The sequence below is a fragment of the Natrinema marinum genome (assembly GCF_024296685.1).
Lineage (GTDB): Archaea > Halobacteriota > Halobacteria > Halobacteriales > Natrialbaceae > Natrinema > Natrinema marinum.
On record NZ_CP100763.1, the window covers coordinates 1,752,528 to 1,775,895 of the forward strand.

The 23,368-nt window shown below is 64.9% G+C and carries 22 protein-coding genes; 9 read left to right on the forward strand and 13 right to left on the reverse strand.

The features are described 5' to 3' along the window. Window positions 1-32 precede the first annotated feature (32 nt). Complete coding sequence (locus NKH51_RS08660; RefSeq protein ID WP_254764938.1) at window positions 33-842, reverse strand: formate/nitrite transporter family protein; 810 nt, start codon at window positions 840-842, stop codon at window positions 33-35. 234 nt (window positions 843-1,076) lie between these two features. On the opposite strand from NKH51_RS08660, the gene NKH51_RS08665 reads away from it, so the two are divergent. Next, entirely contained in the window at window positions 1,077-1,727 is a 651-nt protein-coding gene (locus tag NKH51_RS08665; RefSeq protein ID WP_254764939.1) for a DUF998 domain-containing protein, read from the forward strand. Window positions 1,728-1,731: 4 nt separating this feature from the next. Here NKH51_RS08665 and NKH51_RS08670 read toward each other — a convergent pair whose 3' ends face one another. The 5 genes from NKH51_RS08670 to NKH51_RS08690 all read right to left on the reverse strand — a co-directional run bounded on the left by NKH51_RS08670 (window position 1,732) and on the right by NKH51_RS08690 (window position 6,270). Continuing rightward, window positions 1,732-2,595 (reverse strand): hypothetical protein, encoded by an 864-nt coding sequence (locus NKH51_RS08670; protein ID WP_254764941.1) that lies wholly within the window; start codon window positions 2,593-2,595, stop codon window positions 1,732-1,734. Beyond that, window positions 2,592-3,227, reverse strand: a complete 636-nt coding sequence (locus NKH51_RS08675) for a flavodoxin domain-containing protein (protein WP_254764942.1) — start codon at window positions 3,225-3,227, stop codon at window positions 2,592-2,594. Before NKH51_RS08675 ends, NKH51_RS08670 begins: the two co-directional genes overlap by 4 nt. Window positions 3,228-3,360: 133 nt before the next feature. Further along, on the reverse strand, window positions 3,361-4,224 hold the full coding sequence (locus NKH51_RS08680; protein ID WP_254764944.1) for a DUF8173 domain-containing protein: 864 nt from the start codon (window positions 4,222-4,224) through the stop codon (window positions 3,361-3,363). Next, entirely contained in the window at window positions 4,221-5,489 is a 1,269-nt protein-coding gene (locus NKH51_RS08685) for a hypothetical protein (protein WP_254764946.1), read from the reverse strand. Before NKH51_RS08685 ends, NKH51_RS08680 begins: the two co-directional genes overlap by 4 nt. Before the next feature lie 88 nt (window positions 5,490-5,577). Next, complete coding sequence (locus NKH51_RS08690; protein ID WP_254764948.1) at window positions 5,578-6,270, reverse strand: YqjF family protein; 693 nt, start codon at window positions 6,268-6,270, stop codon at window positions 5,578-5,580. A 126-nt stretch (window positions 6,271-6,396) separates the two neighbouring features. On the opposite strand from NKH51_RS08690, the gene NKH51_RS08695 reads away from it, so the two are divergent. Together NKH51_RS08695 and NKH51_RS08700 are read left to right on the forward strand one after the other, a co-directional pair. Further along, on the forward strand, window positions 6,397-7,257 hold the full coding sequence (locus NKH51_RS08695) for a CPBP family intramembrane glutamic endopeptidase (protein ID WP_254764950.1): 861 nt from the start codon (window positions 6,397-6,399) through the stop codon (window positions 7,255-7,257). A gap of 550 nt (window positions 7,258-7,807) precedes the next feature. Then, complete coding sequence (locus NKH51_RS08700; RefSeq protein ID WP_254764952.1) at window positions 7,808-9,049, forward strand: hypothetical protein; 1,242 nt, start codon at window positions 7,808-7,810, stop codon at window positions 9,047-9,049. Window positions 9,050-9,055: 6 nt separating this feature from the next. Here NKH51_RS08700 and NKH51_RS08705 read toward each other — a convergent pair whose 3' ends face one another. Together NKH51_RS08705 and NKH51_RS08710 are read right to left on the reverse strand one after the other, a co-directional pair. Beyond that, entirely contained in the window at window positions 9,056-9,388 is a 333-nt protein-coding gene (locus tag NKH51_RS08705) for a chorismate mutase (RefSeq protein WP_254764954.1), read from the reverse strand. After that, window positions 9,385-10,257, reverse strand: a complete 873-nt coding sequence (locus tag NKH51_RS08710) for a shikimate kinase (RefSeq protein ID WP_254764956.1) — start codon at window positions 10,255-10,257, stop codon at window positions 9,385-9,387. Before NKH51_RS08710 ends, NKH51_RS08705 begins: the two co-directional genes overlap by 4 nt. Before the next feature lie 124 nt (window positions 10,258-10,381). Here NKH51_RS08710 and NKH51_RS08715 point away from each other — a divergent pair, with 124 nt between their 5' ends. Together NKH51_RS08715 and NKH51_RS08720 are read left to right on the forward strand one after the other, a co-directional pair. Beyond that, window positions 10,382-10,864, forward strand: coding sequence for a DUF5796 family protein (locus tag NKH51_RS08715; RefSeq protein WP_254764958.1), 483 nt, complete (start codon window positions 10,382-10,384; stop codon window positions 10,862-10,864). Then, on the forward strand, window positions 10,864-11,109 hold the full coding sequence (locus tag NKH51_RS08720; RefSeq protein ID WP_254764960.1) for a DUF7508 domain-containing protein: 246 nt from the start codon (window positions 10,864-10,866) through the stop codon (window positions 11,107-11,109). The genes NKH51_RS08715 and NKH51_RS08720 overlap by 1 nt, the downstream gene beginning before the upstream one ends. Before the next feature lie 13 nt (window positions 11,110-11,122). Here the strand turns inward: NKH51_RS08720 and NKH51_RS18815 are convergent, their stop codons facing one another. Both NKH51_RS18815 and NKH51_RS08725 read right to left on the reverse strand, forming a co-directional pair. Further along, window positions 11,123-11,257, reverse strand: a complete 135-nt coding sequence (locus NKH51_RS18815; protein WP_256527523.1) for a DUF7128 family protein — start codon at window positions 11,255-11,257, stop codon at window positions 11,123-11,125. 85 nt (window positions 11,258-11,342) lie between these two features. After that, window positions 11,343-12,242 carry a ribonucleotide-diphosphate reductase subunit beta gene (locus NKH51_RS08725; protein WP_254764962.1) on the reverse strand — a complete coding sequence of 300 codons (900 nt, stop codon included), beginning with the start codon at window positions 12,240-12,242 and terminating at the stop codon, window positions 11,343-11,345. An 87-nt stretch (window positions 12,243-12,329) separates the two neighbouring features. Between NKH51_RS08725 and NKH51_RS08730 the strand changes: the two genes are divergently transcribed. Together NKH51_RS08730 and NKH51_RS08735 are read left to right on the forward strand one after the other, a co-directional pair. Continuing rightward, window positions 12,330-12,965, forward strand: a complete 636-nt coding sequence (locus NKH51_RS08730) for a helix-turn-helix domain-containing protein (protein WP_254764964.1) — start codon at window positions 12,330-12,332, stop codon at window positions 12,963-12,965. A 62-nt stretch (window positions 12,966-13,027) separates the two neighbouring features. Next, window positions 13,028-15,268, forward strand: coding sequence for an AAA family ATPase (locus NKH51_RS08735; RefSeq protein WP_254764966.1), 2,241 nt, complete (start codon window positions 13,028-13,030; stop codon window positions 15,266-15,268). 77 nt (window positions 15,269-15,345) lie between these two features. Here the strand turns inward: NKH51_RS08735 and NKH51_RS08740 are convergent, their stop codons facing one another. Continuing rightward, on the reverse strand, window positions 15,346-17,577 hold the full coding sequence (locus NKH51_RS08740) for a CDC48 family AAA ATPase (RefSeq protein ID WP_254764968.1): 2,232 nt from the start codon (window positions 17,575-17,577) through the stop codon (window positions 15,346-15,348). Window positions 17,578-17,787: 210 nt separating this feature from the next. Here NKH51_RS08740 and larC point away from each other — a divergent pair, with 210 nt between their 5' ends. Next, window positions 17,788-19,113: a nickel pincer cofactor biosynthesis protein LarC gene (larC, locus tag NKH51_RS08745; RefSeq protein ID WP_254764970.1), complete on the forward strand. Its 1,326-nt coding sequence runs from the start codon at window positions 17,788-17,790 to the stop codon at window positions 19,111-19,113. A gap of 187 nt (window positions 19,114-19,300) precedes the next feature. Here larC and NKH51_RS08750 read toward each other — a convergent pair whose 3' ends face one another. After that, complete coding sequence (locus NKH51_RS08750; RefSeq protein WP_254764972.1) at window positions 19,301-19,627, reverse strand: hypothetical protein; 327 nt, start codon at window positions 19,625-19,627, stop codon at window positions 19,301-19,303. Window positions 19,628-20,257: 630 nt separating this feature from the next. After that, window positions 20,258-20,650, reverse strand: coding sequence for a hypothetical protein (locus NKH51_RS08755; protein ID WP_254764974.1), 393 nt, complete (start codon window positions 20,648-20,650; stop codon window positions 20,258-20,260). Between the two features lie 721 nt (window positions 20,651-21,371). On the opposite strand from NKH51_RS08755, the gene NKH51_RS08760 reads away from it, so the two are divergent. After that, a complete protein-coding gene (locus tag NKH51_RS08760) occupies window positions 21,372-22,892 on the forward strand; it encodes a hypothetical protein (protein WP_254764976.1) in 1,521 nt (506 codons plus the stop codon). Window positions 22,893-23,368: the final 476 nt, after the last annotated feature.

A 23,368-nucleotide genomic window follows, 5' to 3' on the forward strand; every position in this document is an offset into this window, starting at 1 on the left:
GCTCTCACTCGCCTCGACCGTCAGAGCAACGCTCAACCGCCGCCGCGGACCACGTGACCGTATTTCAGGAGGGCGACGAAGACGCCGCCGCCGATCGCGTTGCCGACGGTGGATAACAGGAGGAATTCCGCGTAGTCGAGGACGGTGATATCGGACGAGACGACCAGTCCGAACAGTACCTCGACGTTGCCCGCGATCGAGTGCGGGAGGTGGAGCATGCCGATCGAGGCGGTGACGAGCCAGATGATGACCAGCCGGCTAATCGTCTCCTGTGCGGCGGCGACCAACCACGCAACCAGTCCCATGAGCCAGCCCGCGAGGATACCGGCGACGAACAGCCAGCGAACGCCGTGGTCGACCAGTTGGTGAGCGATCGTACTGAACGCGTCCGGCGAAGCGACTCCGAAGTCGGGCACCAGCACGACGACGAAGATCGTGAACACCGCACCGCCGACGACGTTACTGACCCAGACCAGTCCCCAGACGCGAGCCAGGTTCCCGGCCGACGCGCGGCCGTCGAGGACGGGCATCACCGCGAGCGTCGTGTGCTCGGTAAAGAGCTCCGAGCGCGCGATGATGACGAAAATAAACCCCACGGCGTAAGCGCTCGCGAGCAGCAGTTCCGTCCCGAGGTCGCCGTATCCGCCGTCGGAGAGGGTGAGCAGGACCGCCATCAGCAACGGTCCGAAGCCGATGTCGAGCCCGGCGGAGAATCCCGAGAGGAGGAGCCCCTCGGGTTCGCGCTGCATCTCGTGTTGGCCGGATTCGATCACCGACTCGAGGATGTCCGGCGTCGGGGTTTGCTCGCCGGCGGCGGCCGGTTTGTGGTCCGAGTCCGTCACGTTATCCACCGTCCCGTAGCGCGACTCCGGTGTGGGGCGTCTCGAACCCGATCATATCGAGTGCTACGGCGAGACGGTGGAAGAAACGTGGGATGTTACCGGTTCCGGGTTTTTCATCGCCGCCTAGAGTGGCGGGCGGGTCGGGAGCGACGGCTCGTCCGAACAAGGGCGGGTTCCCCGATCACCACTCGCAGTTTTTTACCCGATGACGGACTAGTAGGACGGAGACCAACGATGGCTACAGCGCAATCGCTCGTCGAGGAAGAGACACCCGGGGATGGCAGTCAGCGATTCGCGGGGCTCGCTCTGTTCGCTCTGGCGGCGCAGTTCATGATCGTCATCATGCTCGGGGCCGCGATGGCGCCGGACTACGACTTCGGCGGCGGCGCGATCAGCGACCTCGGCGTCGTCGCCGAGACGGCACTCCTGTTCAACGCCTCGCTGGTCGTCGTCGGACTGTTGAACGTGATCGGCGGCTACGCCTTCTACCGGACCCACGGCAGTCGGTGGCTCCTGTCGGTGTACGTCCTCGCCGGCGTCGGTGCGATCGGCGCCGGCGTCTTCCCGCTCGACGCCGGCGGCCTGCACGGGCTCTTCGCGCTCGTCGCGTTCCTGTTTTTCAACGTGGAAGCGATCGGCAGCGGCACCCGCCTCGCCGGCCCTATGAGGGTCATCTCGATATTCGCTGGCGTCGTCGGCATCGCCTTCGTTGTCCTGATGGCGATCGGTGACGCCGGCAACGTAGCGGCGTTCGGCCCGATCGGCCACGGCGGAACGGAGCGAATGATCGTCTACCCAGCGATGCTGTGGTTGCTCGCCTTCGGCGGCTACCTCATGGCCGCGCCGATCGAGGACGCGGCGGTGTCCCCCGAGACGACGCCCTGAGCGGCTAGACCTCGCTCTTCGCGTCCGTCGTCGACTCGAGCGGGGACTGGCCCGTCCCCGACCCCATCGCGAGGAAGAATCGGGCCAGCAGGAGGGCGCTGACGACCGTGATCCCGCCGAAGATGACGAGTTGGGCCACCGGGACGGGCTGTCCGTCCTGAACCATGAAAAACGCCATCGCCGAGACGGCCCCGCCGAGGGTCGCGATCTTGACCAGCAGGACCGCGGTGAACGCGTATCCCCACGCCCGCCCCTCGCGGAGCCAGAGCGCCGAGAGCGCGACGGCCGGCACGACGATACCGAGATCGAGCGAGTAGATGACGGCGGTCTCGAGCCCGGCCGCCGCGACGCTCTCGGGGACCGTCCCGGCAGCGAGCGCGCCGAGGATCTCCGACAGCCAGACGAACGCGATCAACGCGACGAACAGGAGCTGGAACGCGACGTACGGGCGAACCGATCCCTCCCCGACGGCGCGTTTCAGCGCGGTCGCGTCGAGCCGGATCATCCCCCCGACGAACGCGTACAGCGTCAGCCAGAGCAGCGCCACGTAGACGAGATAGAGCTCGTTGAACGCCGTCATGAACGCGTAGGAGGCGTAGGTGTAGAGCAGGTAGCCGGTCACCCCGAGCCAGCAGACGTATCCCCGCAGCGACCCCCGAATCGCGAGCAACAGCGACGCGGCCAGCGCCGGCACGGCGACGAGCAGCGTCAGCAGATCCTGTCCGTACAGTTGGGGGAGCAACACCGGCGCGTCACGGTAGAAGTCGGAGACGAACAGCCCGACGACCGTCGCGACGACTGTCAGCACCAGCGTCGCGAGCGACGCGACGACGAGCGACCGCGGGAACGCGCCTCGAGACGCGCTCATTCGATCAGGTCTCCGTCGCCCCCATTTTCATCGCTTCCCGCCTTGTTGCGTTCTCCGCCGCCGGCAGCTTCGGGCGGAGCCACGCCGAGGCGCTGCTCGAGGAACGCGGCGAAGTCGGCGGCGAAGGCCTCGACCTCGTGCCAGTCGGTGTACTCGTAGTCTCGAGAGGTGTCGGTATCACCGGTCGCGTCCCTGGCGATCCGCTTCATCAACAGCCGCTTGACGAAGCCGTACTTCGAGTAGCGAAGCGCCCCGCCGAAAAGGCCGATCCGGTCGGGGTGAAAGTCGGTCTCCTCGAGGAATTCGTCGACGTAGCCCGCGGCCTCGGCCCGTCGCTCCTCGTCGTCGACGGCCGAGGACATCGATAACTGGAAGAACGCCGTCGGCCGCGCTGCCAGGGCGTCGCGGTTGTCGTCGACGAACTCTCGGACCGACGACTGGTGTTTACCCATGTGGATCGACGCGCCGATACAGACGGCGTCGAAATCGTCGACCGAGAGGTCGGATGGGAGGTCGTCGGTGTCTATCGTCGTGGCGTCGTGGCCGCGGTCCGTGAGAGCCGACGCGATGCGATCGGCGACCCTCGCCGTCTGTCCCTCACCGGTGCCGTACGGAACGAGAATGGAAACCATGGTGACCCACGCTTCCTACGCCGGGGTCGTCAATAAAGGGACGACAGCGATCCCATTTCGCAAGAAGGGAGACGGGGCACAGGAGGGGCAGCGAAACCGCGCAACCGACTTCCGCGTGGGCGCGCGGAACACGCTACTTCGGTAGCTGGACGGGTTCGAACTCGCTGAGCCCGAAGTACGTGATCAGCGTCGCGCCGACCCCGACGACCGAAAGCGCGAGTCCGACCCAGGTGCCGACGATGGGGAGCCAGGAGAGCGCTCGCAGGAGTCCCAGAAAGAGGACGGTACCGGCGGCCGACGCGAGCCCTGGTCGCTCGAACGGGAGGTGACGGCCGAGAAGGTAGCCGTAGACGACGTAGCCGTAGCTCACGACGAACAGCCCGCCGAGCAGGCCCAACAGACTGACCGGAAGCAGGATCAGCGTAAACGCCATGAAGACGAACAGCGCGAGGGCAGTCACGCTCGCGAGCAGCCCGATGGTGGCGCTGACGAGGGTGTGGTCGGTGATCGAATCCCCGACGTTTCGAAGCAAAGTCGGCTTCCGCCGGCCGAACCCGAACGCCACCGCCCCCACGAGTAGCGACTGAACGGCGAAGGTCACGACCGTCGCGAGCGGCGAAGCGTCCCGGGAGACCGGCTCGAAAGACGTTCGCTCGGCGATCGACGCGCCCGGCGCGACGGTTCGCTCGCCGCCGATGAGGCGGAGTTCGTCATCGATCGCCGCGCCCTCGTCGACGGTGAGGTTGCCGGCGAGTTGGACGACGTCCCCGTCGACGGTGCCTCGAATTCGCGTCTCACCCGCGATGATGTAGATCGGTCCCGACACGGTCGCGTTCGCCGGCACGGTCAGCGTCGCGTCGCCGACGATCACCGCACGTTCCGCGTCGTCTGCCGCGTGATCGCCGTCGAGGAGGATCTCGGCCCGGTCGACCTCGGCCCCGCCCGCCGAGAGCAGGAGAAGCGCCACGACGAGCAGCGGGATGAGTTCCGGTCTCATGTGGTCTCCGCGCGTGCAAGGACGATCATCCGGCGCACGTATAGCAGTACCGCCAGCCCGACGAACAACAGCAACGCCAGGGCGTTGACGATAGAGAGGTGGTCGGACAGCGATACCTCGAGCGCTCGGAAGTACAGCGCGACGCCGGTGCTGAGAAAGGTCGCGAGGAAGCCGGCCATCCCGAGGCCGATCGCGGAGTGGGTGCCGATCGTCTCGGGCGTCGAGAGATCGGGCCACAGCGCGAAGTTCAACGTCGTATAGAAGCTGACCGCGAGCACGTAGAAAAACGGCAGGAGCAAGGGCGGCTCGCCGGCCCCCGCGACTCGAGTGTCGAAGGTGTACAGTAGGTGGGTAAAGGAGAACAGACCGAGGACCCACAGGAACAGCCACTGCCGCTCGAAGTTCGTATAGAGGACGCCCGCCATCGCCGCCCCGACGACGTGGGCGCACGCGATGAACAATCGAACGCGGAGGTCCGGCGACTGCCACGACGTGAAGATGTACGTCGGCGTCTCGACGAGCCGGAGGAAGCCGAGGCTATCGATGAAGAAGACGCCGAACAGCAGGGCGACGAGGGTCCAGAACGGCAGACTCCGCGTTCGAACGGGATCGGGTCGACAGAACCGGCCGACCCCGAACTCCTCGTGTTGCTCGGCGAGCGTCTCCACGAGACCGACGCGTCCCGACGCGAGAACGCCGATGGCGACGGACCCCGGGACCATCGCCGCGACCATCACCAGGCTGAACTCCTCGACCGACCACTCGAGCGGATAGATCGCGGCGACGAAAAACGAGAGTCCGGCGACGGCGGCGGCCACGTAGCCCCGATCGCGGACGGGCACGAAATCGATCGTCAGGCTGAGCGTCGTCGGCATGCCGACGCCCAGCGAGAGCGCACAGACGACGATCCACGCGAAGAAGTGGGCGGGCGCGGCGACGAACGGCGCCGCGGCGGTGAGAACGAGTTGGGTGAGGACGACCCCGAGTACGAGCCGGAGTTTGACCAGCAGGTCGCGGCTCCACCCGGTCCGGTCGAGGGCGACGCCGGTCGCGACGGCGCTGCAAAACGCCAGCAGCGCGAGCAGCGCCATGCCGAGCGATACCGCGGTGTGGGTCATTCCGACGCGATTGACGCCGAGATCGAACAGCCCGAGCTGCACGAACGTGAGATTGTAGTAGTATCCGGCGGCCAACAGGGAGACGAAGAGGGCCGCGCCGACGACCGGCGGCCACTCCCGCCTGACGGCGTACTCGAGTAGTTTCACTGCGATCGGCTGTCGGTTGGACGCACTGTCAAATCAGTGTACCGTCCTTTCTTCGCGTCGGCCGCCGAGCACCGAGCGTTCGTTCGGATCACCGCCAGCGACGAGACCGCGTTGCGGCGATATCCGTGCCGGGACTGTAGTAGCAGACCGGCTCCCCGTCGGGCGGTGCGAAGCCGTTCGCGTGAAACAGTGTGTTCTCTCGGACCGTCACGTCGGCCTCGTGGAGCGTCCAGGGGTCGTGGTCGATGTCCGCGTACCGGAGGCGACCGGCGGGGTCCTCGGTGTAGAAGCGGTATCGTTCGGTCAGAAAGGCGGCCAGCGACCCGGGCTCGGCGGTGAATTCCGGCCCCGTCGGTCCGTACGTCGCGTCGAACGACACCGGCCGCTCGCCGGGGTGAAGCCGCTTGCTCGTCACGCGGATACCGCCGTCGGCGCTTCGGAACGTCATCCGAGCGTAGTAGTACGGCAAGTGGTGAAAGAGCCGCGCCCCGACGGTTCCGAGTAGCCCCTGGGCATCGAGGCTGAAGAAGTAGACTCCCGGCTCGCCGTCGCAGGTGACGTACGTCCGGAGGTTGAGTTCCGGCAACGCGAAGCCGGCGACGGCCGGCACCCCGCGCGGCCGAACGTCGACGTTGCGATACGGCACGACCGAGAGCCACGCCCGCCCCTCGTACGTATCGGGCTCGAGGCCCGGCGGCAGGTGACTGGCGACGACTGCCGGCTCGAGCGGCCAGTTGGCGAACAGGAGGTGTCGCCACCCCATCCGGATCGGCAGGACCATGGGAACGACAACCCCGGCGGCAGGGAAAACGACTGGGGCCGCGACGCACCGCCTGCGACCCGCGGAAATCCCGCGTCCTGAAGCAGTGCCCTGGGCTATATGTCGCTGCGCTGTAACTGGGAACGCATGCGAGGCGAGGGATCCGACACCGGCGACGGGCTCCCGGGGCGGCGCGGCGTGACGGTATTTCTCCTGCTGACGTTCGGCTGGTCGTGGGGCGTCTGGGTGCCGAAAGCGCTCGGCGAGGCCGGACTGCTCGAGGGCATCCCCCAGCTCCCGCAAGTCGGCGCGTTCGGGCCGACGATCGCCGCGTTCGTCCTCGTCACGTACGTCGATGGCACCGCGGGCGCTCGTCGACTCGCCGGTCGTGCCGTCAGTCTTGACTATCCGACGCGCTGGCTGCTCCCCGCGCTCTGTCTCGCGCCGGCCGTCGTCGCTGCATCGCTTGCCGTCGCGGCGCTCACCGGAACCGTCCCGTCGTTCCCCTGGGCCGGGAACCCCATCGTGCTCCCCGTGGCGTTCGCGTTCATCCTCTTCCTCGGCGGTCCGGTACAGGAGGAGTTCGGTTGGCGCGGCTACTTACTCGATCCCCTGCAGGACCGATTGACCGCGGTCGGCGGGGGCGTCGCCGTCGGTCTCGTCTGGGCGGTCTGGCACCTCCCCCTCTTTTTCGTGCCGAGCGAAACGCTCTACTACCGCGAGCCGTTCCTCGGCTTCGCCGTCTCGATCACGCTGCTCTCCGTGCTCATGACGTGGGTGTACAATAACACGAACGCGAGCCTCCTCCCTGCGCTCCTCTTTCACACCTCCTTCAACTGGGCGCAGGGGATGTTCCCGATCCTCGAGTCGGACCCGGCCAGCCTCGCGTTCGTGGCCCTGTTCGGGGCCACGACGCTCGCCGTCGTCTGGTACTGGGGACCGAGGCGGCTCGTGCGGTCTCGAGACGGAGCGATCGGCCGATCGGCCTCTCGTTTTGACCAGAGGTGAGGCGTGAGGGACGCTTACGAGCGGCGGTCCGCCGAACCGAAGCGCTGCACGCCCTTCATGAGAGGGATGGCCTCGAAGTACGGTCGTATAGGGTTGTCAGTGCGTGAGGTGCTATCTGCTTTCCCGTTGCTCCACCCTGTTCAGGTGGCGGAAACGTACCGTCCTTTGCGCATCGATTGCTGCTATTTCACGTCGGGAGCCGGTCTCTTGTTAGACATTCTAGTAGATCGATAGTCCTTGACAAGACGGAGGGCGACCCCCTCGACTAGAGGAGACTGTACACAGAAGACCAGTCGTTGGTTTCTGGAGAGAAAAACTCCCAACCAGAATTATAACTATACTTATGTTTATGCCGCTCTTTCAGTATTTCACTATGAGTTCACGAAGACCTACCGGCACCCCACGTAATGTGCCACACGATACCATTAGTCGCCGTCGCCTCCTCGCGATGGGCGGTGCCGGCGCGGTTGGGTCGCTCGCTGGGTGTGTGAATCGGGTGGCGTCGTCGGTGACGAATACGGGATCGTCGCCCGCGGCGGTGTTTGCGGGTGTGGAGTGGAATGACGATGAGACGGAAGTCACGTTTGAGATGGCTCGCGGTGGACCGCACGTGAGTCGGTTGACGCCGACGCTGTCGGGTGGATCGGGGTTGTTGTCGGGGGAAGTCGAGTTGGAGGGGTGGGTCACGTCGGCTGCGGTGATGGCGACGGATTACAACTCGTCGCGGAGTAACAGGCCCCGGACGCGGTCGTCGGACGATGACTCTGACGGGGATGGGGTGTCGGATGCTGACGAGGATGCCGCGCTTCTGGCGTATCTGGAAGGGAAACCGATTGTTGGTGAGCGATTTACAGTCTGTCTGCCTGATGCGGAGGTTCCGGGTGGGGCCGGGAGTATCGCGGAGGAAGTGACGCCTGAACGGTTCATCGAGTACGTGACGGGGCAGTCTGACGGCGGGGGTCGAGTGTACGCGTGGGGTGATTCGAAGGCCACTTGGGATGGGGCGGGGGATTGTGATGATTCTGATGCTTCTGTGTACCCGGGTGCGGTGTGTGGGACTTCGCCTCACTTGGCGGCAGACATCACGGGACCGACGGCGACGGGTGGTAGTCTTCAGATCGTTCGAGGGAGTGATGAGATGGTGGCTGTCATCAATCGCCCCTCCGAAACTGGTGGTGGGCCAGCGAAGGTGTGTGCTGCCGTCGCGGATGATGACCCGTGTGGGCCGGGAGTGTGGGCTCGTACGTCGGGTGGGGAGGACCCGTCGGCCGATATCCTCGCTCCTACGTTCACTGTCGCACAGGTGATGGTGCAGCCGCCGGAGTGTCCGCATCCGTTCCCTGCGTTGTTGTACGTACAGCAGTGTCGGAGTGATGACCAGCTCGTGTACACGGGCGGGTGGGTTCTCGATGAGGCGGCGCTGTACGAGAATTCGGTGACGGTGTTGTCGATGGCTGGAGCGACGCCGGTGGTTCCTGTTGGGCATGATGCTATCGGCGACGACGGTGATGGGGACGGGATCGGTGACTTAGTCGAGCGGTCGGTATCGGGTGAGCGTGGTCGGCGTGGGGCGCGGATTGATTCGGGGACGGTCGATGAATTGGTCGAGTCTGAGGTACTTTCGAGTGGTGTGGCTGGAGGGATTCGGAAGCGGCCAGGGAAGCGGACGTATGACATTGAGTTGAAACACGTGGCGGTGGATGCGCCGGTGCTTCACGTGGAGAGTGCGAGTCGGGCGTCTCGGGATGTGAAGTTCAAGGCGGGGGCTGAGCTGTCGAAGGCGGTGAACTGAGGGCGTTCAGCGACTCTCCCGTTGCTCGACTTTGTTCAATTCGATCAGGAGCCGGAAGATCGCCTTGACCAGGTTCGCGTCGACGTCGAACTGCTCGGCGTTGTCGCCCGCGCGCTCCATGACCTGCTGTTCCTGCTTCTCGTCGGTCGTCGGCAGTCCCTGTTCGTCTTTGACCGCCGCGATCGTGTCCGCGACGTAGGTCCGCTGGGCGATCAGTTCGACGATCTCCTGATCGATCGTCCGGATCTCCTCGCGCAACTCGTCGAGGCTCATCTCGTCGGGTGTTCGGTCTTCGTCTGTACCCCCGTCCGTCGCCGCATGCTGTGGCTCTCGAGTCATGTCGTTCGTGTTCCGTCCGTTCGCGTCCGCAGTAATCGTGTCGTTCCGTCGCGCTCGTCCCACCGTTCTCGGACCGTCTCGAGGGTCTCGCGGTCGCCGACGGCGACGTAGCTCGGCCCGGTCCCCGACAACGAGACGCCGGCCACGTCGGGCAAGGCGTCGATCATCGGGCCCGTCGAGAACTCGAGCGCGCCACAGAAGGCGAAGCCGTTGACGGTCATCGCCTCGCCGTAGCGGCCCTCGAGCGCGAGTTCCTCGACGAGGTCGGCCATCGGCGCGACCCGCTCGCAGGCCGAGACATCGGCGTCGGCGCTGTAGGACTGTTCCGGCGGCGTGTAGACCAGTGCCTGCCAGTCGATTTCTTCGCGGGCGAGCAACGCGTCGGCCGTGTTGTCAGTCACCGTCACGCCGCCGAGCATGCTCGCGCTGGCGTCGTCGAACGCGCCAGTCACTGTTACGCCGGCGTCGCGGGCGGCCCGGACGCCGAGCCGACAGGCGTCGATCCGTTCGACCGCGTCGCCGATCTCGAGGGCGTCGAGGGTCGCGAGCACCGTCGCGTTGGCCGCGGCACTGGAGCTCTTCAGCCCGGAAGCCATCGGGACCTCGCTCTCGGTTCGGACGCGGGCCCCGACCGTCGACTCGTCGAGGCCCGCCTGCTCGGCGTAGTCGGCGATCGTCAGCTCGGCACAGCGTTCTACGAGCGTCGTGTCGGCCTCGGGCTGGCCGGCGACCTCGCCGACGACCTCGCCGTCGTCGGTGAGTTCGACGGTCGCCGTCGTCTCGAGGTCGATCGCGAACGCCGAGCCGGTCCCGGTCGCGAGCGCGTTGAGCACCGTCCCGGCTGCGGGTGCGACAGCACGGCCGTCCATACGGGAGTACTCTCAGAGGGCGTACTTACGGCTGACGATCCGCGGGACCATACTGAAGACCTCGCCGCGGCGCGACTGCTCCGAGAACGGATTCCTTTTCCCCGGTCCGACCGAACGGACGGCCATGAGCGCACGGAACGACGTCGCCCCGAGCACGATCGGGGTCGACCTCGTCGACGGCGGCGTCGTCGTCGAGTATCTGGACGGCCGGGACGTGTTCTATCACGGTCCGCCCGAACCCGTCGAGGACGCGGTCACGACCCCGCCCGGCAAGGAGGTTCACGTCCTCGTCACGGATCCCGACGGCCTCGAGGGCGTCATGACCTACGTCAACGATCGGAACACCCACGACGACATCCTCGAGTCGACCGGCGTCGGCCGCGTCATGCTAGACCGCGACGACGAGGAGGAGCTGTTCCCGGGCGTCACCGTCGCGACGGAGGCCTATTCGGTCCGCGTCGCGGCCGACCTCTCGGTCGTCGACGGGCGGGTCTTCGTCTTCGCCGAGGACGAGATGAGCGAACACGCCTACGAACTCGTCGAAGGCAACGGGGACGACACCACGGGGGGTGGCGCGGACGACGCCGTGGGGGACGACGAGAACTGATGCCGCTGCAGAAACCCTGGCGCGACCTCGAGCGCGAGACGGTCGCGGGCGCGCCGGATCGGCCCGGCGTCTACGAACTCGGCGACGGCTCAGGGACCGTGCTGGCTGTCGATCACGGCGTCCTTCGGGACGAACTCAAGACCGCGCTGGCTTACGGCGACGGCGACCGCGTCCGCTGGACGGAAACCCATACGCTCGAGGCGGCCCGCGAGCTGGCGGCCGAGCACCGGGGCCGGCTCGGGTGACTCGAGCGACGCCTCACTGAATATAGGACGGATCGTCCCCGTCGCAGCGGTCCTCGTGTTCCGTCGCGTCCGACTTCTCGTCGAACAGTAGCCCACAGGTCTCGCACTCGTACCAGGTGGCGTCGTCGGGTTTGGTCTGGACTACCATAGTACGCGATGGCACACGGACGACAAAAGGCGTTTCTCCGAGTGTTTCGCCGCGCGAAAAACGAGGAAACTCGGTGAGTGACCCTTCAGGCTTCGAGTTCGGTCAGTTCCTCGACGTCCGGAATCTGTTCGCTCGCGCTGGTGATCTGGCGCATTCGCTGTTCGTGTTTCGTGTACGCGTAGTCGGCCAGATCGGACGGGCTCGGGCCAGGGCCGCCCTCGGCGCTGGCTCCGCCGTCGCCCGCCAGGCTCTCTTGGACGAGCGGCACGAGTTCGTCGACCGTCTCGCGGAGCACGTCAGCGTCGACCTCGCCGCTGGCGACGAGTTCCTTGAGTTTCGCCATCCCGAAGCCGACGTGGCGGCCTTCGTCGCTGCGGACCAGTTTGAGCCCCTCGACCAGTCCCGGCAGATCGGGGAGTTCGGGCTCGTTCTCGCCGTAGGCCAGCGTGAGTCCGTAGTAGCCGGTCTGGGCCAGAATCCCCTCGATCGTCAAGTGGTAGTGGCAGTGGGCCTTCGCGCGGTTTTCAGGCGTGTCTTCCTCGAGCAGCAGCGCCATCGCTCGCTCGTTGCGCTCGAACAGCTCGTCGTAGGGCTCGTTAAACCACTTCTCGTCGGTCGGCGACGACAGCTCCTGTCCGCGGCGCTCTTCCTCCGGACGGACGACTTCGCGCCAGTACCGGTCGAAGAAGTCGGTGTGTTTCGACTCCTCATACAGCTGTGTCGTGAGGAACATCTGGTCTTCGATATCCTCGAGGACGACTGCAAGCGGCGCGAGGTCCTCCGTCACCGACTCCTCGCCCGCGCCGAACAAGGCGAGCGACTGCTTGAGCCCCTCGAACGCCGGGTCGGGGAGTTCGGCGACCCCCTCGCGGTCCGCCTCGAGGTCGATCTCGTGGGGGTCCCAGTGTTTCTCGACGGCGTTTCGGTAGTAGTTGTGCGATCGGATTCCGGTCTCGAGTTGCATCGGTGGCTCGTCAGTGGCCATTCTGATCCGAACATATGTGCCGGTGACCGATGGTCTTGTATCTCATCAGCTAGGGTATTTAAGTAAGGCGGGGGTCGAAGCACATGCATGGGACTCATCGCCGAGTATCAGGTCAACTCGCCCGACTTGCCGCTGACGGACGCGGTGGCGGCCGTCCCGGAGATCACGGTCTACATCGACCGCATTCTGGTCGACGACCCCGATCGACCGGTCGTGCTCTGCCGGGCGGTCGACGACGCCGACCAGGAGTTCGGGGCCGCGCTCGAGGGCGATCCGACCGTCGAGACGCAGACGCCGATCGACGGTGCGGACGGCGGGTCGACGTACCGAATCAGGCTGCGCGACCCGCCGCTGCCGATCTATCGGAAGTTCGTCGAACTCGGAACGACGCCGCTGGGCGGGATCGTAACCGTCGACGGCTGGTGGGGGCGGGCGCGGTTTCCCGACCGGGAGGCCCTCGCGGAGTACCGAGCGTTCGTTACCGACCGCGGCGGCACCTTCAAACTCGAGCGACTCACCCGGGAGTCCGCGACCGACGATCCGCCCTTCGGGCTGACCCGCGAGCAGTACGAGGCGCTGGTCGCCGCCCGCGAGGCGGGCTACTTCGCGGTCCCGCGGGAGGCCTCGACCGAGGAGGTCGGCGATCGACTGGGCATCTCGGCACCGTCGGCCTCCGAGCGACTCCGCCGCGGAATCGATCGGTTACTCGAGAACGCCCTGTAGTCTCACTGCCGTAGGTCGCCGATGGGACAATTCTCAAGGCGACCCGGCCGAAAGGAACGGACATGAGTTCGTCGGACTCGGGCGGCGTCACGCTGTCGGTACAGGCCGCCGAGAAAGGGGACGCGGGTCGCGGCGTCGCGCGGATACCGGAAGCGGCGCGGCGCCGGCTCGGCATCCTGAGCGGCGATGCCGTCGTGATTGCGGGCGACGAGACGACGATCGCCAAGATGTGGCCGGCCGATCCGTCGGTCCCCGAGGACGCGATCCAGATCGACGGGGACACCCGCGCCAACGCGGGTGCACACGTCGGCGATACGGTGACCGTCCGGCCGAAGGACAAGTCGACCATCGTCGACGCAGCCCGGATCACGCTGGCCGCGCCGCCGGGGCTCACCGAGAGCCAGCGGCGGGCCGCCGAGAACGGCGCGGCGGAGAGACTACGCAATCGCCCCGTTCGAGCCGGCGAGCAGGTCCGGATCGAGGGCATCGACCAACAGCCATTCCGGGTCACCGACACCGACCCCGGCGGCGACGTGCGGATCACGAGTTCGACGACGGTTCGGCTCGTCGATCCCCACGGGAAATCGGGCGACGCCTCGAGCTCGAGCGGAGACCGGAGCGGCGCCGCCGACCGCGACCGGCAGTCCGACGGATCGGCAGGGCCGTCGGCCACCGCCGATGCCGGTTCCGGAGTCGAGGCAGCCGACGCGACGCCGAGTTCGAGCGTCACCTACGAGGACATCGGCGGCTTGGACGAGGAACTCGAGCTCGTCCGGGAGATGATAGAGCTTCCCCTGTCGGAGCCGGACCTATTCCGGCGACTGGGCGTCGAGCCGCCGTCAGGCGTCTTGCTGCACGGCCCGCCGGGCACCGGGAAGACGCTGATCGCCCGCGCCGTCGCCAACGAGGTCGATGCTAACTTCGAGACGATCTCCGGCCCGGAGATCATGTCGAAGTACAAAGGCGAGAGCGAGGAGCGCCTCCGCGAGGTGTTCGAAACCGCCGAAGCGAACGCGCCGACGATTATTTTCTTCGACGAGATCGACTCGATCGCCGGCACGCGCGACGACGAGGGCGACGCCGAAAACCGGATCGTCGGTCAACTGCTGACCCTGATGGACGGCCTCGACGGCCGGGGCGAAGTCATCGTCATCGGCGCGACTAACCGCGTCGACTCGATCGATCCGGCGCTCCGGCGGGGCGGGCGGTTCGACCGCGAGATCGGGATCGGTGTCCCCGACGAGGAGGGCCGGCACGAGATTCTCGAGGTTCACACTCGCGGGATGCCCCTCGCGGACGATGTCGATATCGACGCCATCGCCAGGCGGACCCACGGCTTCGTCGGGGCCGATCTAGATGCCGTCGCGAGCGAGGCCGCGATGGCCGCCATCCGCGACCGCCCGACCGAGACCGACGAGCGCAGCGAGTGGAACCGGAATCCGACAGTTCGGAAGACACACTTCGATGCGGCGCTGGCGTCCGTCGAGCCCTCGGCGATGCGCGAGTACGTCGCCGAGTCGCCGACGATCGACTTCGCGGACGTGGGCGGGCTGGAGGACGCGAAGGACACGCTTCGGGAGTCCGTCGAGTGGCCGCTGATATACGACCGGCTCTTCGAGGAGACGAACACCGAGCCCCCCTCCGGCGTCCTCTTACACGGCCCGCCGGGCACCGGGAAGACGCTACTCGCCCGCGCGCTGGCTGGCGAGACCGACGTGAACTTCGTCCGCGTCGACGGCCCCGAGATCGTCGACCGCTACGTCGGCGAGAGCGAGAAGGCGATCCGCGAGGTGTTCGAGCGTGCCCGCCAGTCGGCTCCCTCGATCGTCTTCTTCGACGAGATCGACGCCATCACGGCCGCCCGCGGCGAAGGCCACGAGGTCACCGAGCGCGTCGTCTCGCAGTTGCTGACGGAACTCGACGGAATGCGGGAGAACCCCAACCTCGTCGTGCTGGCCGCGACCAACCGCAAGGACCAGATCGACCCCGCATTGTTGCGCCCCGGCCGACTCGACACTCACGTCTTCGTCGGCGAGCCCGACCGGGAGGCCCGCGAGAAGATCCTCGCAGTCCACGCGGAGGGGAAACCACTCGACGACGATATCGATCTCGACGACCTCGCAGCGGAACTCGAGGGCTACACCGGGGCCGACCTCGAGGCGCTGGTCAGGGACGCCTCCATGCGGGCGATTCGGGAGGTCGCAGACGCGTACGACCCCGAGACGGCAAACGAGAAGGCCTCCGAGGTTCGGATCGAACGGCGGCATCTCGAGGGCGCTCGAGAAGCGACCGACGAGCGGTAGCGACGCTGCGACGAAAGTCTACGGGGGTCGAATCAGACGAAAACGAAACGCGAAAGCGGGTCGAAGCGGCGCTCGCGTTACTGGAAGCCGATCCGGCTGCCGCGGCGACCGGTCGGGTCGGGGCCGCCCGCGGAGCCGCCCTGGAACTCCTCTTCGATCTGCTCGTAGTAGTCCAAGATGTCGTCGGTGATCGTCGGCCGGACGTTCTCCATGGCCTGCCGGAAGTGGCGCATCTCGACGACATCGGCCTCCTCGTCCTCGCGCAGCGCCTCGATGGCCGCCTCGCGGGCGATCGACTCGAGGTCGCTGCCGACGTAGCCGTCCGTGATCTCGGCGATCTCGCGGAGGGTGACGTCCGCGGCCAGCGGCGTGTCCTGCGTGTGGATCTCGAGGATCCGTTCGCGACCGTCGACATCGGGCTCGCCGATCATGACCAGCCGGTCGAACCGACCGGAGCGCAACAATGCGGGGTCGATCATGTCCGGCCGGTTGGTCGCGCCGATGACCATCACGTTGCCCATCTCCTCGAGCCCGTCGAGTTCGGTCAGGAGCTGGTTGACGACCCGCTCGGAGACGTTCGAGCCGGTTTCACCGCCTCGTCCCGGCGCGAGCGCGTCGAGCTCGTCGAAGAAGATGACCGTCGGGGAGACCTGACGGGCCTTGCGGAAGGTCTGGCGGATGGCCTTCTCGGACTCGCCGACCCACTTCGAGAGCAGTTGCGGGCCGCGCACCGAGATGAAGTTCGCGTTCGTCTCGTTGGCGACGGCCTTCGCCATCAGGGTCTTCCCGGTGCCCGGCGGCCCGTACAGCAAGACGCCGGCCGGCGGATCGATCCCCAGCCGTTCGAAGCGCTCTGGGGTCGAAAGCGGCCACTCGACGGACTCTTGGACCTGGTCTTTGGCGTCGTGGAGGCCGCCAACGTCGTCCCAGGAGATCTTCGGGAGTTCGACGAGGACCTCCCGCATCGCCGAGGGCTCGACCTCGTTCAGCGCGCCGCGGAAGTCCTCGCGCTTGACGATCATCCGGTCGATCAGACTCGGCGGGATGTCCTCCTCGTCGAGATCGATCTCGGGGAGGTACCGCCGGAGCGCCTTCATCGCGGCCTCCTTGGTGAGGCTCTCGATGTCGGCCCCGACGAAGCCGTGGGTCTCGTCGGCCAGGTGACCGAGGCTCACGTCGTCGGACAGCGGCATTCCGCGGGTGTGGATCTGGAGTATCTCCTCGCGGCCCGTCTCGTCGGGGACGCCGATCTCGATCTCGCGGTCGAAGCGACCGGGGCGGCGCAGGGCGGGGTCGACGCTGTCGACGCGGTTGGTCGCCGCGATGACGATGACCTGCCCGCGGGACTCGAGGCCGTCCATCATCGTCAGCAACTGGGCGACGACGCGGCGCTCGACCTCACCGGTCACGTCTTCGCGTTTGGGCGCGATGGAGTCGAGTTCGTCGATGAAGATGATCGAGGGCGACTCCTCGGTGGCGTCCTCGAAGATCTCCCTGAGCTGCTGTTCGGACTCGCCGTAGTACTTCGAGATGATCTCCGGGCCGGCGATAGAGAAGAAACTAGCGGAGGTTTCGTTGGCGACTGCCTTCGCGAGTAGCGTCTTCCCGGTGCCCGGCGGGCCGTGGAGCAAGACGCCCTGGGGCGGCTCGATGCCGAGCTTCTTGAAGATCTGCGGGTGTTTCATCGGCAGTTCGACCATTTCGCGGACCCGCTGGATCTCGTTTTGCAGGCCGCCGATGTCCTCGTAGGTTATCCCGCCCCCGGTCTTCTCGAAGCCCGAGATGGGTTCCTCGCGGAGTTCGACATCGGTGTCCTCGGTGATGAGGACCACCCCTTCGGGTTCGGTCTCGACGGCGATCAGCGGGATCGCCTGCCCCGGCGAGCGCATGAACGGATGGTTCGTCGAACTCATCACCGGGACGATGTCGCGGCCGACGACCGGCCGTTTCAGGATCTGTCGTTTCACCATGCCGGCGGCGTCGGAGCCGAACTGGACCGACGCTTCCTCCGGCGGCGCGAGGGTGAGTTTGTCGGCTTTCGTCGCTTCGGCCTTGCGGATCGTCACCCGCTCGCCGATACCGACATCGGCGTTCTGGCGGGTGAACCCGTCGATGCGGACGGTGTCGGTGTTCCAGTCTTGCCGATCTGCGCGCCAGACCTTCGCTGCGGTAGTGTCTGCGCCCTCGATTTCGATGATGTCGCCCGGACTGAGCTTCAGATGCAGCAATGTGTCCGGGTCGAGTCGGGCGATACCACGACCCGAGTCGTTCGGGTACGCCTTGGCAACCTCCAGTTGGACTTCATTCATGATTTAGGGATGGACGGCGATGTCAATGTCTCCGATTCGTGAGCGGATATGTTTTGTGTTAGCCCACATTTCTGTGCTAGTCGATACCATAGATACTTAAGTCGGGACGCTACAAAGATGTACCGGACTCGGAGGGTTTTAGCCCTATCGACACCCCCTCGAGCGACCAAGAGGGGAGGGTTTTTGCGGCTTCCACGCACCAGGGTAGGTATGCGAATCCTGGCCTTCGACGGCCGGATGGGTGCCAGCGGCGACATGCTCCTCGCCGCCCTCATCGATGCCGGCGCCGATCCCGACGTTCTCGAGCCAATCACGGACGCCCTCGACCTCGAGTATCGGATCGACGACGCCGAAAAGTGCGGGATCGCCGCGACGGCGGTCGACGTGTTCCTCTCGGAGGGCCACTCGGCCGACGGTGAACGCGATCACGGGACCGACGAGTCCGGCGACGGCGGGCACGGCCACCATCACGATGAGGACGACCACGCGAGCGGGCACGGCCACGGCGGGCACGATCACGACGATGGCGTCCGCGCCGAGGGCCACGGGCCACACCGCAGTTACGTCGAGGTCCGCGAAATCGTCGCAGAGTTGGACCTCGAGCCGGCGGTCGAACGCGACGCGCTCGCAATCTTCGAACTGCTCGGCGAGGCGGAAGCCAGCGTCCACGGCGAGGCCCTCGAGGACATCCACTTCCACGAGGTCGGGGCCGACGACGCGATCGCGGACGTGGTCGGCGCGGCGGCGCTGGTACACGACCTCGAGCCGGATCGGATCGTCACGACGCCGCTGGCGACCGGCGGCGGGACGGTGTCGATGAGCCACGGCGAGTACCCCGTCCCGACGCCGGCGGTCGTCGAGATCGCCCAGCGAGCCGACTGGTCACTGCGCGGCGGGCCGGTCGACGCCGAACTGCTGACGCCCACGGGCGCGGCGATCCTCGGCCACCTCGCCGACGGCGTCGACTCGCTGCCCGCGCTCGACATCGAAGCGTCAGGTTATGGCGCCGGCAGCTACGACCTCGATCCCCATCCGAACGTGCTTCGCGCGCTCGTCGGAACCGGCGACGGGCGACTGGTGAAAGACGATATCGCGGTGCTCGAGACCAATCTAGACGACGCGACGCCCGAGGTACTGGGCGGGCTACAGGAGTCGCTCTCGCGTGCGGGCGCGAGAGACGTGTCGATCCTCCCCGCAACGATGAAGAAGTCCCGGCCCGGCCACCTCGTGAAGATCATCTGCAAGCCCGCGGACCGGGAACGCGTCGCTCGAGCGCTGGCCGAGGAGACCGGGACTCTCGGCGTTCGCGATGCCGGTGTGACCCATCGGTGGATCGCCAAGCGGGAGTTCGAGACGGTGACGCTCGAGGTAGACGGCGCGGAGTACGACGTCACGGTCAAAGTCGCAAGCGATGCGGACGGCGAGGTCTACGACGTGAGCGCGGAGTACGACGACGCGGCGGCGGTCGCCCGCGAGAGCGGGCTCGCGATTCGAGAGATCGTCCGACGTGCCGAGCAGACGCTGGCGGACGAGTAACCGTCGTGGGCTGGAGCGGACGAGTTATTGTGAGAACGCTGGAGCAATTCCGGATCGACGGTCAACTGGACTATCGGTTTCCGCGCGAGGATGTCGCCGCCGGTCCGACCGGTCGCGGCAACGGTAGTGGTCGAACCGAGGGACGAAAAATCGGATGGTCGAATGATCGTGTGCCTATCCGTCGGGTCTAGAAGAGGTCAAGGAGGTCCTCGAAGGCGACACCGCCATCACCGCCGTCGGCATCACCGCCATCGCCGCCGACACCGACGCCGACGCCGGCGCCGCCGTCACCGCCGTCTCCGCCGCTCTGGTCGTTAATGATCGGGATCAGTGAGTCGCCACCGTCTCCGCCGTCTCCGCCGTCTCCGCCGACGCCGACGCCGATACCGTCACCGCCGCTGGCATCAGCGTCTCCTCCCGAAGCGTCCTGTTGTGCCGCTACTGCGCCTGCCGCCATGGTCAGCATACCCACAGCCATCGCGAGTGTGAGCATGACCGTGATCGTTCGTTTCATGGGTTATTGTCACGGGCACACGCGTAGCCGGTCGGGAACCTCCCCTTCGAGTACACCCCTTTCCGCGGTGTACACGCCCGATCCCGGCATGCGTGTTACCCAGTCGTCTCCAATGAGAGGGGCTTGCATATAAGCGAAATATTGTTCCACTGACGGTATCTCGAATTGTCCGCCGTCACCCTCACAGAACCCGTGAAACAGTGGTCCGACGTGCGATTGAAAAGGTCTTACCGCGCATTCATTATCGGATGGCCAGTGATCGAAGCGTCGACTCGAGAGATAGCCGTAGCGCGTTCCCTCTCGCACTCATGACCGGGTTTGCTGATCGCGTAGTTGCGATTTCACGATCGCTGTCGCGGACCGTGCGTCTTCAATACCACGGGAGAGATGAAACGATAGCGTGAGTTGCGGTGATTACCGTCTTACTTCTCGTGTCTGTTCACGTCCTTTACGGTTTCATCGAAATCCCGGAACGAGAAGGAACGAATCGCTACGTTCGTCCATCATCGAAGCCAGCAGGAACAAGTAGCTGAATATGGATTGTTTTGCTAATTCTCGCCGAAGTAAGCTCCCGTGAATACGGTCAAAAATATTCCGCTAGTAGTCGGTGAGCGGTGTCCGTATGACGTGTTAGACGGCGATGTTCTGCTGGTCAGTGTTGGTAGTGGCGAACGCGTATCCGCCGTCACCGCCGACAGCGACACCGCCATCTCCACCGACGCCGACCCCGATTCCGTCGCCACCGTTGCCGCCGTCACCGCCGCTATTGTCCGAGAATAGGCTCAAGAGAGTGTCACCACCGTCGCCGCCGTCGCCGCCGTCGCCGCCGACGCCGATGCCGACACCGTCACCGCCGCTGGCGTCAGCATCGCCGCCGGATGCATCAGCTATAGTGATGGTCTGAGCGGAATTAGTCTGAGTGACGCTGCTACTGCTCGTTGCTGCCGCGGCTCCCGCACCCATTGTGAGCATCAGGCCGAGAGCCAGTGCGACCGTAATCGTGGATCGGATTGTTCGCTTCATAGTTGATCTCGCGGTTGGGCATACACGCGCGGACCACCGGAACCGCTTCGTCGCATCGGCCGATCGCACGATCCTTCGCGACTCGTCCGACCGATCCGAGCGGATGCCACGGCGCGTTGCCCAGATGGCCCTGTCGGTAATCTGTTGTATTAAACCGAACCACGGTTTCGAGAGCTATTCTCGGTTTGAATCGGAATAGAGCGCCTCAAAAGCGTTTAGGGCTGCTCTTTGAGCGATATTGTTCATATTTCTCACAAGAATTGGTTATGCATGATACATGAAACGGACATAAGACGCAGATTGATCGTCCTACTACCTCTACGCTGTCTGCGAAATAGCTCCCCTACGACCTCCGTTCACTCACAGTTGTCATTATACAGTCTATTTCTCCACAGATTGCATCTCACAGACGGTCATTAAAGCGAGTGGGAAATACATTCTTCCCTACTAGGTGCGGGTCAATCGACGAAATACGGCTGAAACTATCCGTAAACCGTCCGCTTCACTCGTCGGTCCGCTCACCACTGTTAATTCCCTCCCTTCCGCGACGGTAGCAGACCCCTTCTTCTGTACAAAGCGTTGATAACAAAGACTGTATCCGAGATAGGATGGTTCGCGTCGCAGAGAATCAGCAAGAAAGACCGTCACAAGTCATTCGACACGGACCACGACCTACAAAATGCTCGAACGATCACAGATTACGACGATTTTCGTCGCCGTTATGCTCACCGTCTCCATGGTGGGGATGGTCGGCCCAGTGGCCGCCGGCGGCGACCGAGACGTACAGGATAGACCAGTATACACGCTTCAGAACGGCGAGGACCTCTACTTGGTGTTCGGCGCCGACCTCAGCACACAGAGTCTGGAGGACTTCATCGATTCGCACGCGGCGACCGGTTCGACGAATGCCGAAGAGCAGGAGGCGATCGCCGATGTCATCACGTACCAGAATGTTAACCAGGTAAACATCCACGAACAGGGTGCCGCTGTCTCCATCGCGATGGATAACGGAACGGCGACGGCCGTTCAGGACGTCGATCAACAGAACATGAACATCCAGCAGGGTGAGGCCTCCGCCGAGAATCGGATGTCCGACTCCAGAACGACGGATTTCGAAAACGTCGGTGACGTCCATCTCGTCATGGCGAACAGCAGCGGCGGTGGTCAGCAGTTCAGCGGCTGGGGAATCGCCGACGAAGAGGACGAGCCTAGAGCTACCCAGACGGCGACTGCAGCGGTAGCTCAGGCTCAGAACGTCGCCCAACTCAATTATAACAAGGAGAGCACCGCCTTTGCACTCGCGGTGAACGACAGTCGAGCGACCGCCTTCCAGCAGACAACACAGGCCAACCAGAACCTACAGCAAGGCACCGCCAACGCGTCAAACGTCTATCTCGGAGACGGGAAATTCGGCGAATACGACGACCACAAGAAGGGCAAAAAGGGCGACACGCAGGACGCGTCCGCCTTCGTTGCCCAAGGCCAGAACGTCAGTCAGAACAACGTCAACGAGGGAGTCGCCGCCGTCGCGATCGCCATCGGCGAGAACAGCACCGCGACGGCAGTCCAGCTCACGGATCAGAGTAACCTGAACCAGCAACTCGGGAGTGCGAAAGCGACGAACGTCATCTCGTCGATGGCAGGCATGAACGTCGCCAACATCGGCGAAAGTGATATCGTCGGCACTGACAAGCCGAAGACAAGCACCGACGAGACCCCGAAGAAAGGCGAAGAAGGAGACGGTGAGCAAACCGCGACCGCCGTCGTCGCACAGGGACAGGCCGTCGAACAGTTGAACGTCAATCTGAACAACACTGCGATGGCCATCGCGATCAACGGCAGCGAATCGACCGCCTTCCAGATCGCTGACCAGAAGAATTACAACGCTCAGGTCGGGTACGCCGAAGCGCTCAACGTCTACGCCAGTCCGGGCTACGTCACCGACAGCACCACGCAGACGAAGAGTACGACAGTGACTGTCGGCGGAAACGACGTGCAGAGTGATCCAGGAATCTCGTACGACTACGACACTAGCGCTCACCACAAGAACGACATCAGTCAAGGGGCGACCGTTGCGATCGAGCAACAGCAGTTCGTCACCCAACAGAACCTCAACCAGCACTCAGCCGTGGCAGTCGCCGAAGGTAACGGTAACGCGAACGCGGCACAGGTGAGTCTGCAGGAGAACGAGAACGTCCAGTTCACGTCGGTCGCTGCGACGAGCGCCTGGGTCGGCGCGTAATCGATTCGGTCACACGATCGGCTTTCGATCGGTGTGACGGCCAATTCCGTTTCTTTCGATTTCGGCTCCGAATCGCTTCGTCAGTGCGACATACCGGCGACGTTCCGTCGGTCGGGTTCGGTCTCGTTCGACCGATCTGTGTCTCGCGTAGAAGGACCGATTCCGAAACGCGGTGCAGTTTCTGTTTACTCCCCCGTGGGACGACAGAATGCCATCCAATAGTAAATCAAGAGACGGTTTTGCCGCCGACCGAGCGTTCCAGCGAAGACACGGCCAACGCCATGTTCTGCAGATACGAGTGACGGACTCACCCGCCTTGTTTCGGGGACGAAACACAATCTTGCCACCCTACGGTCCACGTGTTTCACCATTGGAAATTCTCGAAGGTCATTCAAATTTCTAACGCACGCTCCCTAAGAACAGCGATTTCACCGTTTGTCCCTACGTCGATTTACCACCTGTAACGATCTCTCCGG